This is a genomic window from Agrobacterium vitis, from assembly GCF_037039395.1.
GTDB classification, from domain to species: domain Bacteria; phylum Pseudomonadota; class Alphaproteobacteria; order Rhizobiales; family Rhizobiaceae; genus Allorhizobium; species Allorhizobium vitis_E.
In genome coordinates this window covers 1740797-1757346 of the sequence record NZ_CP146242.1, presented here as the reverse complement: position 1 = coordinate 1757346, position 16550 = coordinate 1740797, and the positions used below count along the sequence as shown (strand labels likewise).

Below are 16550 nucleotides of genomic sequence, written 5' to 3'. Positions count from 1 at the left end.
GCCCGTGTCGATGGATAGCATACGATGATCCTCTTTCCCGCCATCGACCTTAAAGACGGCCAGTGCGTTCGCCTGAAGCTGGGCGATATGGAGCAAGCCACCGTCTACAATCCCGATCCCGGCGCGCAGGCCAAGGCCTTTGAAGACCAGGGCTTTGAATGGCTGCATGTCGTTGACCTGAACGGCGCATTTGCCGGTGAAACCGTCAATGGCGCGGCGGTGGATGCCATTCTCAAGGCGACGAAAAATCCGGTCCAGCTGGGCGGCGGTATCCGCAGTCTTGGTCATATCGAGACATGGCTCCAGCATGGCTTGTCGCGCGTCATTCTCGGCACGGTCGCTGTGCGCGATCCGGCCCTGGTGATTGAGGCCTGCAAGCTTTTCCCCGGCAAGATCGCGGTTGGCATCGATGCCAAGGGTGGCAAGGTGGCCGTGGAAGGCTGGGCGGAAGCCTCTGAACTCGGCGTGGTCGAGCTGGCGAAGAAGTTTGAAGGCGCAGGCGTTGCGGCCATCATCTATACGGATATCGACCGGGACGGAATTCTGACCGGAATAAACTGGGCTTCGACGCTGGAACTGGCGGATGCTGTCTCCATCCCTGTCATCGCGTCTGGCGGGTTGGCGTCAATAGAGGATATCCGCCGGATGCTGGAGCCGGATGCGCGCAAACTGGAAGGTGCAATTTCCGGTCGCGCCCTTTATGATGGACGGATCGACCCAGCGGAAGCGCTGGCTATGATCCAGGCTGCCAAGGGCTGAGGGAGCATTTTATGACGCTGAAAGCCCGTATTATTCCCTGCCTGGATGTAAAAGATGGCCGCGTTGTCAAGGGCGTGAACTTTGTCGATCTGATCGATGCGGGTGATCCGGTCGAAGCGGCCAAGGCCTATGACGCCGCCGGTGCCGACGAGCTTTGCTTTTTGGACATTACTGCCTCATCCGATAATCGTGAGACGATTTTTGATGTCGTTGCCCGCACGGCAGATCATTGCTTCATGCCGGTCACGGTGGGGGGCGGTGTGCGCGCAGTTGGCGATATTCGCAAGCTGCTGCTGGCCGGTGCCGATAAGGTTTCAATCAACTCGGCAGCCGTGAGCAATCCCGATTTTGTCGCCGAGGCCGCCGATAAATTCGGCAATCAATGTATTGTGGTTTCCATTGATGCAAAACGTCGCCGAAGCCAGGCCAGCGGTGGCGACAATCTCAGCGCCTGGGAGATTTATACCCATGGAGGGCGCAATGCGACGGGCATCGACGCTGTCGAATTTGCGGTCAAAATGGTCGAGCGTGGCGCAGGCGAATTGCTGGTCACGTCCATGGATCGTGATGGCACCAAAAGCGGTTATGATTTGGAACTGACCCGCGCCATTGCCGATGCGGTTCGGGTGCCGGTGATTGCCTCTGGCGGCGTTGGCAAGTTGGACGATCTGGTGGCGGGCGTCAGGCAAGGCCATGCCACTGCCGTTCTCGCGGCGTCGATTTTCCATTTCGGTACCTATTCGATTGCCGAGGCCAAGGCCCATATGGCCAATGCCGGCATCCCCATGCGTCTCGACCAGGTCTGAAAGGGCAATTTCATGACCACATTCACGCTGTCCGATCTGGAGGCCATTGTCGCCACCCGTGCCAAGGCTTCGCCTGACGAAAGCTGGACGGCAAAGCTGGTGACGGCAGGCCAGGACAAGGCCGCCAAGAAGCTTGGCGAAGAGGCTATCGAGGCCGTGATGGCAGCGGTCAAAAATGATCGCGCAAACCTGATCTATGAGAGTGCCGATTTGCTTTATCACCTGTTGGTCGTATTGAAAATTGCCGATATCCCGATAGAAACGGTGATGGAAGAGTTGCAACGGCGCACCGCCCAATCGGGCCTCAGCGAAAAGGCCAGTCGGTAGGATCTATGACGACAGCGATCAGGCAAGCCGAGGGGGAGGAAGCCCTTGATCATTTCCAGGTAGGCAGCTACTCGCCCTATCTGTTCTTTTCGTCGGAGGAATGGGCGCGGTTTCGGGCCGATACGCCGCTAACCCTCACCCTGGACGAAGTACATCGCCTGCGATCCATTGATGACCCGATCGATCTTGCCGAGGTGCGGCGCATCTATCTGGCGCTGTCGCGGCTGTTATCCTCGCATGTCGAATCGTCGCAATTGCTGTTTGAGCAGCGCAACCGCTTTCTCAGCACCAATGTGACCAAGACACCGTTCATTATCGGCATTGCGGGATCGGTGGCGGTGGGGAAATCCACCACGGCGCGCGTGCTGAAGGAGCTTTTGGCCCGCTGGCCCTCCAGCCCGAAAGTCGATCTGGTCACCACCGATGGCTTTCTGTACTCGAACGCGATGCTGGTGCGCGACAACAAGCTCAACCGCAAAGGTTTCCCGGAAAGCTATGATACGGCGGCTTTGCTGCGGTTCCTGTCCGCCATCAAGGCCGGGCAACAGAATGTCAAGGCGCCCCGCTATTCGCACCTGACCTATGATGTGTTGCCCGATGAACATACCATCATCGACCGTCCGGACATCCTGATCTTCGAGGGCATCAATGTGCTGCAATCGCGCGATCTGCCGCGGGATGGCAAGATCGTGCCGATGGTCTCGGATTTCTTCGACTTCTCGATCTATATCGATGCCGAGGAAAGCCTGATTCACAATTGGTACGTAAAGCGGTTCATGAAGCTGCGGCAAACGGCCTTCCGCGATCCGAATTCCTACTTTCATCGTTATGCGACGATCAGTGAGGACGAAGCTCTGACCATTGCCGAGAATCTCTGGGCTCACATCAACCTGATCAATCTGCGCGATAATATCCAGCCGACACGGCCCCGGGCCGACTTGATTCTGCGCAAGGGAGAAAATCATCTGGTTGAACAGGTGGCGCTGCGAAAATTATAGGGCAGTGCGCCCGACTATTTTGATAAATTGATGTTTTCATAAGGTTTTATCTCTGGGAGGAGAGTTATGACATTGATTGATCCCCATAAAACCGCGCCGGTTTCCGGCAGGCGTGTATTTCTGGGTGCGGCAGCGACGGCGATAGCCGCGACCGCCGCAGGGCAAAGCGGACAGGCCGCGGATACAAAAGCGGGCGGTGGCCCGCTATCGGACCTTCCCATCGCTTTGCCCCGCACAGAATTCGTTTATGAGGCGATTTTTACCCTTCAGGATACGATTGAGATCGGCGCGTCCCCGCTGGGTGACAGGCGTATCATCACTATTACCGGCGGAGAATTTGCCGGTCCGCGGATCAAGGGCAAGGTCATGCCTGGTGGTGCGGACAGGCAATTGTTGCGCAAGGACGGTGTGCGGCTTCTCAACGCGCTTTATGAATTACAGGCGGAGGACGGTGCCGTCATTACCGTCAACAACAGGGTCTTGATCGACCGCCAGCCGGACGGCACGCAATATGCTTTTTCGCATATCGATATTACCGCACCGGAAGGACCGCATGACTGGCTGAACCGCCGCGTCTTTGTCGGTACCCTGCACAGCTTGCGACCCAAACCAATGGTGCTGATTCGTGTGTTCAGTCTGGTTTAAGTCCAGGGAAGCGACGATGCGGTAGCCTTGGAGGCCCTGCATGAGGAAAGCGATCAATCCTGATTCGGCTTCTCGCGCATTTTCTTGATTTCACCGCGTCCCACCTTTGCCTTCAACCGGCGCTCGATTGAACCCTTGGTGGGTTTGGTCTTCCGGCGCGGCGGTGGCGGTGGTTTGGCTGCTTCGAGCAGCAATTCCTTCAGCCGTTCGCGGGCATCTTCCCGATTGCGCTCCTGGCTGCGAAAGCGGTTGGCCTCAATCAGCAACACGCCCTCTTTGGACAGGCGTCGGCCTGCCAATTTGATGGCATTGGTCTTGATACGGTCCGGGAGCGAGGGAGAGCCTGTCAGCGGGAAGAACAACTGGACGGCGGTCGAGACCTTGTTGACATTCTGCCCGCCCGGACCACCGGCCAGCACGAATTGCTCGGTCAGTTCCCAACCGGCAATCGTAATCCTGTCATTGATATAGAGCGGATCGCTCGCCATGGTCCTGTCCAGCCTTTTCGCCGTGAGGCTGTAGCGGAAAACACCAGCTCAGGCAAATCTTGGCTCTCCTGCATCTCCGGCTGTTTTCCTGGAGCAGATGCACCATGGAAAAAGCCCGGCGATGATCATCGCCGGGCTTTCCAAAATCGTCACACGTGAAACGTTTACTGCGCAGCAACAGCCAGAACCGGAGCCGCATCGCGGACATTGCTGTCCACATGGGCTTCGAATTTCTCGAAATTGGCGATGAACATGCCGACCAGTTTCTTGGCCTGCGCGTCATAGTCAGCCCCATTTGCCCAGGTCGAGCGTGGATCGAGAATGCTGGTATCGACGCCATCGACCGCAACCGGCACCGCGAAGCCGAAATTGGCGTCGGTGCGGAACTCTGCTTTCTTCAATTCGCCGGACAGGGCCGCCGTCAGCAGGGCGCGGGTCGCCTTGATCGGCATGCGGCTGCCAATACCGTAGGCACCGCCGGTCCAACCGGTGTTGACCAGCCAGCAATCCACTTCGTGGCGGGCAATCAACTCCTTGAGCAGATTGCCATATTCTGCCGGATGGCGAGGCATGAACGGTGCGCCGAAGCAGGTCGAGAAGGTTGCTTCCGGTTCGGTTACGCCGCGCTCCGTGCCAGCCACTTTCGCGGTGTAGCCGGAAAGGAAGTGGTACATCGCCTGTTCTGGCGTCAGCTTGGCGATCGGCGGCATGACGCCGAAGGCATCTGCGGTCAGCATGATGATGGTCTTCGGATGCCCGGCGCGACCGGTTGGCGACGCATTGGGAATGAAGTTCAGCGGATAGGCGCAACGGGTATTTTCGGTCTTCGAGCCATCGTTGAAATCCGGGACCCGGTTTTCATCCAGAACGACATTTTCCAGCACCGTGCCGAACCGCTTGGTGGTGGCATAGATTTCTGGCTCGGCTTCTGCCGACAGGCGGATGGTCTTGGCGTAGCAGCCACCTTCGAAGTTGAAGATGCCGTCCTCGCCCCAGCCATGCTCGTCATCGCCGATCAGCGTGCGGGCAGGATCGGCAGACAGCGTGGTTTTGCCGGTGCCGGACAGACCGAAGAACACAGCCGAATCGCCAGCCGGGCCGACATTGGCCGAGCAATGCATCGGCATGACCTGTTTGGCAGGCAGCATGTAGTTCAGCGCCGTGAATACCGACTTCTTCATTTCACCGGCATAGTAGGTGCCGGCGATCAGCACGATATTGTTGGTGAAATCGCAGGCGATAACCGTTTCGGTACGGCAGCCGTGACGGGCCGGATCAGCCTTGAAGCTGGGCAGGTCGATAATGGTGAATTTCGCTTCGAAATCGGCAAGCGCGGCGCGATCCGGACGAATGAGCAAGTTACGGATAAACAGCGAATGCCATGCAAGTTCCGTTACCACGCGGGTCGGCAAAGCGTTGGCGGCATCGGCGCCACCAATCAGATCCTGGACGAACAGGGTCTTGCCAGCCACATGCGCCAGCATGTCCTGATGCAGAATGTCGAAATGCTCTTTCGACATCGGCTTGTTATTGTCCCACCAGATCTGGCTATCGGTATTGGCGTCACGCAGGATGAACTTGTCCTTGGGCGAGCGGCCCGTATGCTGTCCGGTCTCGGCCAGAAGCGCGCCGTCTGCGGTCAGAACGGCTTCGCCATTGCGGATCGCGTGCTCATAAAGGGCGGCGGGCAGCAGGTTATAATGGACATTGGCGGCCTTGCCCAAGCCAATGGTCTCGATCCCAAGACGGCTATTGTTCACTCCAAGCTCCTCCATGATGCAATTCCTTCTTCAGCGGGATGGCCAGATGATATGGGTCAACGCTAATGACCGAATTTTAAAAACGCAAGAGTAAAATCTTAAAAACATCAATAATATCATACATTTAATCGTTTTAAACTGGTATGTTAGATTTAAATCGGTTCAGTTTAAACGCAATGCACCGTTGTCTTTTACTGTCGAAACGTAGAGGCGTTGAAGCCGGGCATGTCTGCCCCCTTTATCTTTGCCACAATTTGTTCCACCTTTACCCTCATGAAGCGCTTCGCGGCCCCTATATGGAATGTGGCTGCGGGCCGTCACCTTCTTGATGGGCGGTGACGGCAATCGGTAATGACGGAGATAAACGGCATGCAGACAATTGCGCTTGTTGACGACGACCGGAATATTCTGACGTCGGTTTCGATCGCTCTCGAAGCCGAGGGCTATAAGGTCGAAACCTATACGGATGGAGCTTCGGCGCTGGACGGGCTTCTGGCGCGGCCGCCGCAGCTGGCAATCTTCGATATCAAGATGCCGCGCATGGACGGGATGGAGCTGCTGCGCCGCCTGCGCCAGAAGTCCGATATCCCGGTAATCTTCCTCACCTCCAAGGATGAGGAAATCGATGAATTGTTCGGCTTGAAAATGGGTGCCGACGACTTCATCACCAAGCCGTTTTCGCAGCGCCTGCTGGTGGAGCGGGTCAAGGCCATTCTGCGCCGCGCCGCCAATCGCGAAACCGGAAACGCACCCGGTAATGTCAAGAGCGCTGCCGAGCAGCAGGCCCGCAACCTGGAGCGCGGCCAACTGGTCATGGACCAGGAGCGCCATACCTGCACCTGGAAAGGCGATCCGGTCACGCTGACGGTCACCGAATTTCTGATCCTGCATTCGCTGGCCCAGCGGCCTGGCGTGGTGAAAAGCCGTGATGCGCTGATGGATGCCGCCTATGACGAGCAGGTCTATGTCGATGACCGCACCATTGACAGCCATATCAAGCGCCTGCGAAAGAAGTTCAAAATGGTCGACAATGATTTCGACATGATCGAAACTTTGTACGGCGTTGGATATCGCTTCCGCGAAACGGCCTGATGCCGCCTGCGGGCAATGCTTGCGGATTGAGAGACTGTCAGGTTGATATTGACAGACTCTCAATTCTCTTGTTTTCGTTTGTCTTTTCGGGAAAACCGGTTTCCCTGACAAACTCTAGGACCGGGCCCGGTTGAGAATGAACGTTGACGGCAGATATGACGGTGTTCGGTGGGCGTGTTTTGCCCCACAGGACAAGTGTGCCGTGTGAGAGCGTATTTATTCAAAAGGCCGATGGACGATAGGGACGGTGATCCCGGCGAAAGCCGTAGGCTGCCCTTGCGCCTGTCCTTTTCTCATCCCTTTACCCTGATCAGGCGCATTTTCGGCAATGCCGTTTTTTCCAGTCTGACGCGACGGATCGTCTTCTTCAATCTTGCGGCGCTGATCGTCCTGGTCGCCGGTATCATGTATCTCAATCAGTTTCGCGAAGGGCTGATCGATGCGCGGGTGGAAAGCCTGCTGACCCAAGGGGAAATTATCGCTGGTGCGATTTCCGCCTCGGCCTCTGTCGACACCAATTCCATTACCATTGACCCGCAGAAGCTGTTGGAATTGCAGGCTGGGCAAAGCATCACCCCAGTGCCGAATGACGAAGACCTGGAATTTCCCATCAAGCCGGAGCGGGTCGCTCCCGTGCTGCGCCGACTGATCTCGCCGACCCGCACCAGGGCGCGGCTGTTTGATGCCGACGCCAATCTGCTGCTGGATTCGCGCCATCTCTATTCCCGCGGCCAGGTGCTGCGCTACGATCTTCCACCGGTCGAAGGCGATACGGGCAGCTGGACGGAATGGCTGGCCAAGCAATTCAACCGCATGCTGCAACCAAGCAATGTACCGCTCTACAAGGAAGCGCCGGGTGGCGACGGATCGATCTATCCCGAAGTGATGAATGCGCTGACCGGGGTGCGCGGCGCCGTGGTGCGCGTGACCGAACAGGGCGAGTTGATCGTTTCCGTGGCGGTGCCGGTCCAGCGGTTCCGTGCCGTGCTCGGCGTGCTTTTGCTGTCCACCCAGGCTGGCGATATCGACAAGATCGTCCATGCGGAACGCCTGGCGATCCTGCGGGTGTTCGGCGTGGCCACGCTGGTCAATATCGTACTTTCGCTGCTACTGTCCTCGACAATTGCCAATCCGCTGCGGCGCCTGTCGGCGGCGGCCATCCGGGTGCGGCGCGGCGCCAAGGAGCGTGAGGAAATCCCGGATTTCTCCGCGCGCCAGGATGAAATCGGCAATCTGTCCGTGGCGCTGCGGGAAATGACCACGGCGCTTTACGACCGGATCGATGCTATCGAGAGCTTTGCCGCCGATGTCAGTCACGAGTTGAAAAATCCGCTGACGTCTCTGCGCAGCGCTGTCGAAACCTTGCCGCTTGCCAAGACCGATGTGTCGAAGCAGCGGCTGCTGGATGTGATCCAGCATGACGTGCGCCGCCTTGACCGGTTGATCAGCGATATCTCGGATGCCTCGCGGCTGGATGCGGAACTGGCGCGCACGGATGCGGCACCGGTCGATATGGAAGTCGTGCTTGGCAATCTGGTGGAGATTTCCAGGCAGATCCGCAGCAGCAAGAAGCCGGTCGATATCGAATATGTCGTGGAGCACAAGCAGGGCCAGAAGGTCCGCTATATCGTCAATGGTCATGACCTGCGTATTGGCCAGATCGTCACCAACCTGATTGAGAATGCCCGTTCCTTCGTGCCAGAAAAGGAAGGCCGCATCGTGGTGCGCCTGTCGCGCACCCGCAGCCGCTGCGTCGTGCAGGTGGAAGACAACGGTCCCGGTATCCTGGTCGAGAATATCGACCGAATCTTCGAGCGCTTTTATACCGACCGCCCCGATGGCGAAAGCTTCGGCCAGAATTCAGGGCTTGGCCTCTCCATCAGCCGGCAGATCGCTGAGGCGCATGGCGGATCGTTGCGGGCTGAAAACATCCTGGAGCCGGAAACAGCACGAATCCTCGGGGCCCGCTTCATCCTGACCCTGCCGGCAGAGCCGTCTCCATGAACGATAGCCGGCTCAACCTGCATGCAACCGGTATCGTGCTGGGCAGGCGAGGCTATCTGATCATGGGGCCGAGCGGGTCGGGGAAATCGCAACTGGCCCGCCTGCTGTTGGAAAACGCGCGGCAAAATGGGCTTTTTGCAGCTCTTGTGGCCGACGATAGGGTATGGCTGGAAGCCAGAGGCGGTAGAGTGGTCGCATCCCGACCCCAGACAATTGCCGGGTTGATGGAAATCCGATTCAGCGGCCTGGTGACCGTGCCAAGCCTGGATGCGGCAGTGATCGATGCCGTTATCCTTTCGGTAGAACCATCGTCGATGACGGAACGCTTGCCGCAATGCGCTGAAAGCAGGTGTTTTTTCCCGGACCTGTGCTTGCCTGTTCTGCGCCTTTGTCCGGCCCATCATCCAAGCGTTGCGGGGCTGCAACGGTTGCTTGAGGCGTGGGCGACAGATTAAAGGCGTGGCCTCAAGACTATTTTACACTTGCACTTCGTGTTTTCATCGCCAAGATGCACTGCACAGAATTGATTGGGTAATATTGGCGTTTGTCAGGTGGGAAGTGGAGCGCGGTTTTCCTGAAGAGACAAACGAAAGCAAGATAAGCGAGAGGGTGGCTGGTTCAATCCGAACCTGACAGACTTTTGGGGTAAGTTATAGTTGATCGACAAGATGTTGTTGCGCGTGAAGGTTGTGCGTTGGATTTTCAAATAAGGTTTTTCTTGTCCCAGCGCGTGCCTTGCGACCCAACAGATTGGTGGACGAAACTATTGCAGTGCGATAACTGGCGGTCAGCAGTTGAGCAGGGAGCTATAAGCGAATGATCGGACTTGTGCTTGTCACCCATGGCAAGCTGGCTGAAGAATTTCATTATGCCGTGGAGCATGTCGTTGGTCCGCAGAAATTCATCGAGACAATCTGTATCGGTCCGGAGGACGATATGGATCAGCGCCGCCAGGATATCCTGGATGCTGTGATGCGCGCCGATGATGGGCATGGGGTGATCATCCTGACGGATATGTTCGGGGGAACGCCTTCCAATCTCGCAATTTCGGTGATGAATACCGGGCGGATCGAAGTGATCGCCGGCGTCAACCTGCCCATGCTGATCAAGCTGGCGGGAGTGCGCGGCGAGAACGATATGGAAAAAGCACTCGTCGATGCGTCGGAAGCCGGCCGCAAATACATCAATGTGGCCAGCCGCGTTCTGAGCGGCAAATAGGAACGGCGAGTAAGATGACCTCCTTCACCAGAGACCTGCTGATCGTCAACAAGCGCGGCCTTCATGCCCGGGCGTCCGCAAAATTCGTCCAGACAGTGCAGGGCTTCAATGCCGAAGTCACCGTCAGCAAGGATGGAACAACCGTCGGCGGAACCTCGATCATGGGTCTGATGATGTTGGCGGCGAGCCCCGGCTGCACAATTACCGTCGTTACGTCGGGCGAAGAGGCTGAAAAGGCAATCGACACGCTGGATGCGCTGGTGCGCGACAAGTTTGGCGAGGAAATGTAAACCAAGATCGAACATAAAGATATAAAGACCTCTTTATGTGATTATTGCCTTCCTCGACGTTCCCTGATACATGGATGACACTGGCCTGCCGCAGAATGGCGGGCGGCGCATAGGCTTGGCCATCTTCTCGGATGGGTGCCAGCCTTGCGTTTCAACCCGGTCTGGAGAACGCCATGAGCACTGTACAGGATTACATCGTCGCCGATATCGGCCTTGCGGATTACGGTCGCAAGGAACTGGATATTGCCGAAACCGAAATGCCGGGCCTGATGTCCTGCCGCTCGGAGCTTGGCGAAACCAAGCCGCTGAAAGGCGCCCGCATCAGCGGTTCGCTGCACATGACCATTCAGACAGCCGTGCTGATCGAGACCTTGACGGCGCTGGGCGCCGAAGTGCGCTGGGCCTCCTGCAACATCTTTTCCACCCAGGACCATGCCGCTGCCGCTATCGCTGCATCGGGCGTGCCGGTCTTTGCCGTCAAGGGCGAAAGCCTGACGGAATATTGGGATTATACCGACCGTATCTTCCAATGGACCGATGGTGGCCAGTCGAACATGATCCTCGACGATGGCGGCGACGCCACCATGTATATCCTGCTCGGTGCGCGCGCCGAAGCCGGTGAGAATATTCTGGTGAACCCTTCGTCCGAAGAAGAAGAAATCCTGTTCGCGCAGATCAAGAAGCGCTTGGCAGCAACACCGGGCTTCTTCACCAAACAGCGTGACGCCATCAAGGGTGTCACCGAAGAAACCACCACCGGCGTCAACCGCCTCTACCAGCTCAGCCAGAAGGGCCTGCTGCCGTTCCCGGCTATCAATGTCAACGATTCTGTTACGAAGTCGAAGTTCGACAACAAATACGGCTGCAAGGAATCGCTGGTCGACGGCATTCGCCGCGCCACCGACGTGATGATGGCTGGCAAGGTCGCCGTGGTCTGCGGCTATGGCGATGTCGGCAAGGGCTCGGCTGCCTCGTTGAGCGGTGCTGGCGCCCGCGTCAAGGTCACGGAAGTGGATCCGATCTGCGCTTTGCAGGCCGCCATGGACGGATTTGAAGTGGTGCGGCTTGAAGACGTCGTCAAGACGGCGGATATTTTCATCACCACCACCGGCAACAAGGATGTCATTCGTATCGAGCATATGCGCGAAATGAAGGACATGGCCATTGTCGGCAATATCGGCCATTTCGACAATGAAATTCAGGTTGTTGCGCTGAAGAACCTGAAATGGGTCAATATCAAGCCACAGGTCGACATGATCGAGTTTCCAGGCGGCAAGCGGATGATCCTGCTGTCGGAAGGCCGGTTGCTCAACCTCGGCAATGCGACGGGTCATCCGTCCTTTGTGATGAGCGCATCCTTCACTAACCAGGTTCTGGCCCAGATCGAGCTTTTCACCAAGCCCGACGCCTACAAGAACCAGGTTTACGTTCTGCCGAAACATCTCGATGAAAAGGTCGCGCGCCTACATCTGGAAAAGCTCGGCGTCAGATTGACTGAACTTTCTGACGAACAGGCCTCCTATATTGGTGTCACGCCATCAGGCCCGTTCAAGGCCGACCACTACAGATACTAATCCGTAGCCAGATATACACAAGATATAGAAATCGCAGCCTTGACAAAGGCTGCGATTTCTTTTTTTCTTTGCCCCTTTTTTCAAAATCTTATCCACAGTATTGTTTTAAAACTTGATTCGTGTGCCTCGCAGGTGCGCAGGCAGTGTGTGGTGACCGGATGTTTTTTCCGGTCACGCTGCCTATGACCCCGTGAAGCAAAAAGCCGTTTGCATGACGTCACCCTCGGGTGATGCATTCGGCATGTGCACACGCGAAATGGGGATGTCTTGTCGGAATTGCGGCACAGTGGACGGAGACAGACCGGAAATGACGGTTCAGAAAAAATACCCGTTCCTACGGGGAAGGGCGGGCCTACGGGGAAGCGCGGGTAAAACCATGCGCGCCGGATCTGCGTTCTTCGGGAGCACAAGACCCAACGCAGGCGCGGCCAGCGGCATCGCCGGACGTGGCTTCCTGCGTTTATCGCGCTGGTGGCTGCATGGCAGCACAGTGCTTGCCGGCGGGCTTGCCTGCCAGGCGGCTCTGGCGCAAACCCTCACCCAAACGATTGCGGAACCGCAGCTGAATGCGGGCGGCATCGGCACGTTTTCATCCACTGAAATGATTGGCCTTTCCCTGGTGATCGGCGCGATTTCCGCGACGCTTCTCTCGACCCTCTGGCTGGTGCGCCAGCGCAACAGTATCGAGGCGGACAGCCGGGAGATACGCTCGGCCCTGTCGGATGCCAATCAGCGGATTTCCCGTTATCAGGCGCTGATTGCCGACAAGAACCGCCGCATCGTCATCTGGGACGGTGGTGAAACCAAGCCGGAGCAGCTGGGCCAATTGCCCGTGGAGACCGGCGCACCCCAGACCGAAGGCGATTTCCTGGCCTTTGGCCGCTGGATGAAGCCCGGTTCGGCTGCCGATCTGGATAATGCCATTGAGAAACTGCGCTTCAACGCCCAAAGCTTCGACCTGATCGTCGAGACCTATCGCGATGAGGTGCTGGAAGTGCAGGGCCGTGTTTCCGGGGGGCGGGCCTTTGCCCGTTTCGTGGCACTCAACAACCTGCGCGCCGAACTGGCCGAACTGAAGATCGAAAAGACCCGGCTCTCCACCGCCATCGAAACCTTCGAAAGCCTGCTGGAATCCGTCGAACAACCCGTCTGGCAACGCGATTCCGAGGGCCGTCTTGTCTGGGTCAACCAAGCCTATAGCGATGCCGTTGAAGCGCTGACCCCTGATCAGGCCATACAGGAAGGCCGCGAGATCCTCAACACCATTACCCGGGAAAAGATCCGGGCGACGTTGACGCCGGTTTCGCCCTACCATGATACGGTTTCCACCGTCGTGCATGGCAACCGCACTTTCTTTTCCGTGGTCGATACCAAGACGCCGAAGGGCTCTTGCGGCATGGCCATCGATGTCTCGCGCGAAGAGGCCCTGCGCGAGGAGTTGAGCCGTACCCTGAAAAGCCACGCCGAAACCCTGGATCATCTGGCGACGCCGGTGGCGATTTTCGACGGCGAGCGGCGACTTCAATTCTACAATCAGGCTTTCCAGCAGCTCTGGGATCTGGATCTGGCTTTCCTCGAATCCCGCCCCGATCATGCCGAATTGCTGGACCGGCTGCGCAGCGCCGGCAAGCTGCCGGAACAGTTGAGCTGGAAGGCATGGAAGGAAAATACCCTTTCCGTCTATAGATCCATCGATACCCAGACCGTGCTCTGGCATCTGCCCAACGGCCAGACCCTGCGTGTCATCGCCTCTGCCCATCCGCAGGGCGGCGCCACCTGGGTGTTTGAGAACCTCACCGAACAGGTGGATCTCGAAACCCGCTATAATACGCTGGTCCGGGTTCAGGGTGAAACCATCGATCATCTGTCCGAAGGCGTTGCAGTCTTTGGTCCCGATGGCCGAATCCGGCTGTCCAATCCGGCCTTCCGGGCGCTCTGGGGCATTACCGAGACGCAAGCCGCGCCTGGAACCCATATCCGCGCCATCGAAGAAGCCTGTGCTCTATCCTATGAAAAGCCGGATGGCTGGCGCGCCTTCGGCAAGATGATCACCAGTTTCGAGGACGAGCGACCGTCCAGCCAGGGCACGATTGAGCTGATGTCAGGCCTGGTGCTGGATTACGCAGTGATCCCACTGCCCAACGCCCAGACGATGCTGACCTTCGTCAACATTACCGATAGCGTTCGGGCGGAACGGGCGCTGATTGAAAAGAACGAAGCTCTGCGCAAGGCTGACGAGCTGAAGAACGATTTCGTCCAGCATATTTCCTATGAGCTGCGCTCGCCGCTTACCAATATTATCGGCTTTACCGACCTGTTGAAATCTTCGGCCATTGGTCCGCTTAATGAACGGCAGGGGGAATATGTCGATCATATCTCCACCTCGTCTGCGGTACTGCTGACCATCGTCAACGATATTCTCGACCTTGCCACAGTCGATGCCGGTATCATGCGGCTGACCTATTCGGATATCGATCTCACCGACCTTCTGGACGATGTGTCGATGCAGATGACCGACCGGTTGCAGGAAGGCGGCGTGACGCTGGAAATCCTTGCTCCGTCGCATCTGGGCGACATTGTCGCCGACCAGCAACGGCTGAAGCAGATCCTGATCAAGATCATCACTAATGCCGTGAACTTCTCGCCCGAAGGCGCCAAGGTCGTGCTGAAGTGCTGGCGCGAAGATGCGGACTTCGTATTTTCGGTCTCCGATACCGGATGCGGCATTCCCGAGGACATGCTGCCATCAGTGTTCAAGCGCTTTTCCTCAAATGCCAAGGGCGGCAAGCGTACCGGGGCTGGCCTTGGCCTGTCGATTGTCGAAAGCTTCGTGCATCTGCATAACGGCAGCGTCTCGATCAACAGTGTTCCCAATCAGGGCACCACGGTTCTTTGCCGAATTCCGTCCGGTGTGCTTGTCCATTCCGTCGCCGCAGAATGATCGTATCTACAACATCGCTTTCCCAGGCATCGCTTCATGTTTCGCTTGCCGATGAGGCGGCGACGATCCAGCTCGGGGAAGATCTGGCGCTTGCCCTGAAGCCGGGTGACTGTCTTGCCCTCCATGGCGATCTCGGGGCGGGAAAGTCTACCCTTGCCCGGGCATTGCTGCGGGCCTTGGCCGATGACGATGATCTGGAAGTGCCAAGCCCAACTTTCACGCTGGTCCAAAGCTATGAGTTGCGCATTCCCGCCGCTCATTTCGATCTCTACCGGTTGGGCGACGCCTCCGAGCTTGATGAGCTGGGCTTTGATGAGGCGCTGGATACCGGCATTTGCCTCGTTGAATGGCCGGAGCGGGCCGAAGGCCGGCTGCCGAAGACGACCATCGGCCTGCATTACGGTTTCCCCCCGGATGGCGGGCGTGAGCTGACCATTACCGGGCCTGAGGACAGGCTGAGCCGAGTCCGGCGCGTGCTCGCTATCCGCACCTTTCTGGATGCCAATGGCATGGCGGGCGCAAGACGCCGCTTCCTGACTGGCGATGCGGATTACCGCGCCTATGAAACGGCAAGGATTGACGGTCAACCGCAGCGCATCGTGATGGACAGCCCCAAACGGCCAGCCACCCCGATCATCCGCCACGGCAAGACCTACCCGGAACTTGTGCATCTGGCAGAAGACCATCGGGCTTTTGTGGCTATCGATCAACTATTGAAGGATGCGGGGCTTACCGTCCCGGAGATTTATGCCAGTGACCCCGATGGCATTTTGCTGATCGAAGATCTCGGTCAGGACGGCATTCTGGATATAGAGGGTCAGCCGGTCGCCGAGCGCTATATGGAAGCTGTCGCAGCGCTTGCTTTCCTGCATGGGCAAAATGTTTCACGTGAAATTCTAGTCTCGCCGGACCACATCCACCGCATTCCCGAATTCGACGCGGCGGCCATGGGGTTCGAGACGGAATTGCTGCTCGATTGGTACATGCCCTTCACGCTCTCACGCCAGCCCAGTGACGAGGAGCGGCAGGCCTATCTCGCGCTTTGGTCAGGCATGTTTCGCCAGATCCATGACCGCAACAGTCTGGTGCTGCGTGATGTCCATTCCCCCAATCTCCTGTGGCAGCAAGAGAAGCAGGGTATCGCCCGGGTCGGCCTGATCGATTTCCAGGATGCGATGATCGGCCCGGCTGCCTATGACGTTGCCTCCCTGGTTCAGGATGCGCGTGTCACCATCGAACCGGAGCTGCAAAAGCGGCTGCTCGAGCATTATCTGACGCTGCGCCGGGCCGAATCCGGATTTGATGAAAGCGCTTTTCTGCAGGATTTCGCCATCATGGCCGCCCAGCGCAATTGCAAGCTGGTCGGGCTTTGGGTGCGGCTGATGAAACGCGATGGCAAGCCCGGCTATATGCAGCATATGCCCCGAACGCTCGCCTATCTCGGCGGCGTGCTGGAGCATGAAGCGCTCACGCCTCTGAAAGATTGGCTTTCAAAACACGACCTGTTGCAGCGCGTTTGAGCCTTCATCCCCTGGAATAGTGGTTCTGGTCCTTCGACAGTGGTTCTCGGGCGGGATTTGCGATAGAGCGTGTCCCATAAAGATGATGCGTCACACGTGAGCGATGCCGCAGGTCGCCGACAGATACG

Annotated in this window: 15 protein-coding genes; 13 read left to right on the top strand and 2 right to left on the bottom strand. The window is 57.6% G+C overall.

All coding sequences use genetic code 11. The features are described 5' to 3' along the window. Positions 1-24: 24 nt before the first annotated feature. The 5 genes from hisA to V6582_RS10840 all read left to right on the top strand — a co-directional run bounded on the left by hisA (position 25) and on the right by V6582_RS10840 (position 3535). Positions 25-759: a 1-(5-phosphoribosyl)-5-[(5-phosphoribosylamino)methylideneamino]imidazole-4-carboxamide isomerase gene (gene hisA, locus V6582_RS10860; protein ID WP_156631444.1), complete on the top strand. Its 735-nt coding sequence runs from the start codon at positions 25-27 to the stop codon at positions 757-759. 11 nt (positions 760-770) lie between these two features. Then, a complete protein-coding gene (gene hisF, locus V6582_RS10855) occupies positions 771-1565 on the top strand; it encodes an imidazole glycerol phosphate synthase subunit HisF (RefSeq protein WP_156631445.1) in 795 nt (264 codons plus the stop codon). A gap of 12 nt (positions 1566-1577) precedes the next feature. Beyond that, entirely contained in the window at positions 1578-1892 is a 315-nt protein-coding gene (locus V6582_RS10850; protein ID WP_070152457.1) for a phosphoribosyl-ATP diphosphatase, read from the top strand. Between the two features lie 5 nt (positions 1893-1897). After that, positions 1898-2890: a type I pantothenate kinase gene (coaA, locus tag V6582_RS10845; protein WP_156631446.1), complete on the top strand. Its 993-nt coding sequence runs from the start codon at positions 1898-1900 to the stop codon at positions 2888-2890. 66 nt (positions 2891-2956) lie between these two features. Next, positions 2957-3535, top strand: a complete 579-nt coding sequence (locus V6582_RS10840) for a DUF3237 domain-containing protein (protein WP_156631447.1) — start codon at positions 2957-2959, stop codon at positions 3533-3535. A gap of 53 nt (positions 3536-3588) precedes the next feature. Here V6582_RS10840 and arfB read toward each other — a convergent pair whose 3' ends face one another. Further along, entirely contained in the window at positions 3589-4023 is a 435-nt protein-coding gene (arfB, locus tag V6582_RS10835; RefSeq protein WP_156631448.1) for an alternative ribosome rescue aminoacyl-tRNA hydrolase ArfB, read from the bottom strand. A 164-nt stretch (positions 4024-4187) separates the two neighbouring features. Next, positions 4188-5798: a phosphoenolpyruvate carboxykinase gene (locus tag V6582_RS10830; protein ID WP_156631449.1), complete on the bottom strand. Its 1611-nt coding sequence runs from the start codon at positions 5796-5798 to the stop codon at positions 4188-4190. A 354-nt stretch (positions 5799-6152) separates the two neighbouring features. On the opposite strand from V6582_RS10830, the gene V6582_RS10825 reads away from it, so the two are divergent. From V6582_RS10825 to tsaE, 8 genes are all read left to right on the top strand, one after another. Continuing rightward, the gene (locus tag V6582_RS10825; RefSeq protein WP_087729524.1) at positions 6153-6875 is read left to right on the top strand and encodes a response regulator transcription factor; all 723 of its coding nucleotides are present in this window, start codon (positions 6153-6155) and stop codon (positions 6873-6875) included. Between the two features lie 231 nt (positions 6876-7106). Continuing rightward, positions 7107-8879, top strand: coding sequence for a stimulus-sensing domain-containing protein (locus V6582_RS10820; protein ID WP_156631450.1), 1773 nt, complete (start codon positions 7107-7109; stop codon positions 8877-8879). Beyond that, positions 8876-9334 carry an HPr kinase/phosphorylase gene (locus V6582_RS10815; protein WP_156631451.1) on the top strand — a complete coding sequence of 153 codons (459 nt, stop codon included), beginning with the start codon at positions 8876-8878 and terminating at the stop codon, positions 9332-9334. Before V6582_RS10820 ends, V6582_RS10815 begins: the two co-directional genes overlap by 4 nt. A 361-nt stretch (positions 9335-9695) precedes the next feature. Beyond that, entirely contained in the window at positions 9696-10097 is a 402-nt protein-coding gene (locus V6582_RS10810) for a PTS sugar transporter subunit IIA (RefSeq protein WP_012654538.1), read from the top strand. 14 nt (positions 10098-10111) lie between these two features. Then, a complete protein-coding gene (locus tag V6582_RS10805) occupies positions 10112-10387 on the top strand; it encodes an HPr family phosphocarrier protein (protein ID WP_012654539.1) in 276 nt (91 codons plus the stop codon). 173 nt (positions 10388-10560) lie between these two features. Continuing rightward, entirely contained in the window at positions 10561-11961 is a 1401-nt protein-coding gene (gene ahcY, locus V6582_RS10800; protein ID WP_156631452.1) for an adenosylhomocysteinase, read from the top strand. A gap of 376 nt (positions 11962-12337) precedes the next feature. Beyond that, positions 12338-14902, top strand: a complete 2565-nt coding sequence (locus V6582_RS10795) for an ATP-binding protein (protein ID WP_234889636.1) — start codon at positions 12338-12340, stop codon at positions 14900-14902. Next, positions 14899-16422: a tRNA (adenosine(37)-N6)-threonylcarbamoyltransferase complex ATPase subunit type 1 TsaE gene (gene tsaE / locus V6582_RS10790; protein ID WP_156631454.1), complete on the top strand. Its 1524-nt coding sequence runs from the start codon at positions 14899-14901 to the stop codon at positions 16420-16422. Before V6582_RS10795 ends, tsaE begins: the two co-directional genes overlap by 4 nt. The last annotated feature ends 128 nt before the right edge of the window (positions 16423-16550 follow it).

Coding starts and splice junctions, on each gene's coding strand:
- hisA (WP_156631444.1), top strand. CDS start 25: ATGATCCTCTTTCCCGCCATCGACCTTAAAGACGGCCAGTGCGTTCGC.
- hisF (WP_156631445.1), top strand. CDS start 771: ATGACGCTGAAAGCCCGTATTATTCCCTGCCTGGATGTAAAAGATGGC.
- V6582_RS10850 (WP_070152457.1), top strand. CDS start 1,578: ATGACCACATTCACGCTGTCCGATCTGGAGGCCATTGTCGCCACCCGT.
- coaA (WP_156631446.1), top strand. CDS start 1,898: ATGACGACAGCGATCAGGCAAGCCGAGGGGGAGGAAGCCCTTGATCAT.
- V6582_RS10840 (WP_156631447.1), top strand. CDS start 2,957: ATGACATTGATTGATCCCCATAAAACCGCGCCGGTTTCCGGCAGGCGT.
- arfB (WP_156631448.1), bottom strand. CDS start 4,023: ATGGCGAGCGATCCGCTCTATATCAATGACAGGATTACGATTGCCGGT.
- V6582_RS10830 (WP_156631449.1), bottom strand. CDS start 5,798: ATGGAGGAGCTTGGAGTGAACAATAGCCGTCTTGGGATCGAGACCATT.
- V6582_RS10825 (WP_087729524.1), top strand. CDS start 6,153: ATGCAGACAATTGCGCTTGTTGACGACGACCGGAATATTCTGACGTCG.
- V6582_RS10820 (WP_156631450.1), top strand. CDS start 7,107: ATGGACGATAGGGACGGTGATCCCGGCGAAAGCCGTAGGCTGCCCTTG.
- V6582_RS10815 (WP_156631451.1), top strand. CDS start 8,876: ATGAACGATAGCCGGCTCAACCTGCATGCAACCGGTATCGTGCTGGGC.
- V6582_RS10810 (WP_012654538.1), top strand. CDS start 9,696: ATGATCGGACTTGTGCTTGTCACCCATGGCAAGCTGGCTGAAGAATTT.
- V6582_RS10805 (WP_012654539.1), top strand. CDS start 10,112: ATGACCTCCTTCACCAGAGACCTGCTGATCGTCAACAAGCGCGGCCTT.
- ahcY (WP_156631452.1), top strand. CDS start 10,561: ATGAGCACTGTACAGGATTACATCGTCGCCGATATCGGCCTTGCGGAT.
- V6582_RS10795 (WP_234889636.1), top strand. CDS start 12,338: ATGCGCGCCGGATCTGCGTTCTTCGGGAGCACAAGACCCAACGCAGGC.
- tsaE (WP_156631454.1), top strand. CDS start 14,899: ATGATCGTATCTACAACATCGCTTTCCCAGGCATCGCTTCATGTTTCG.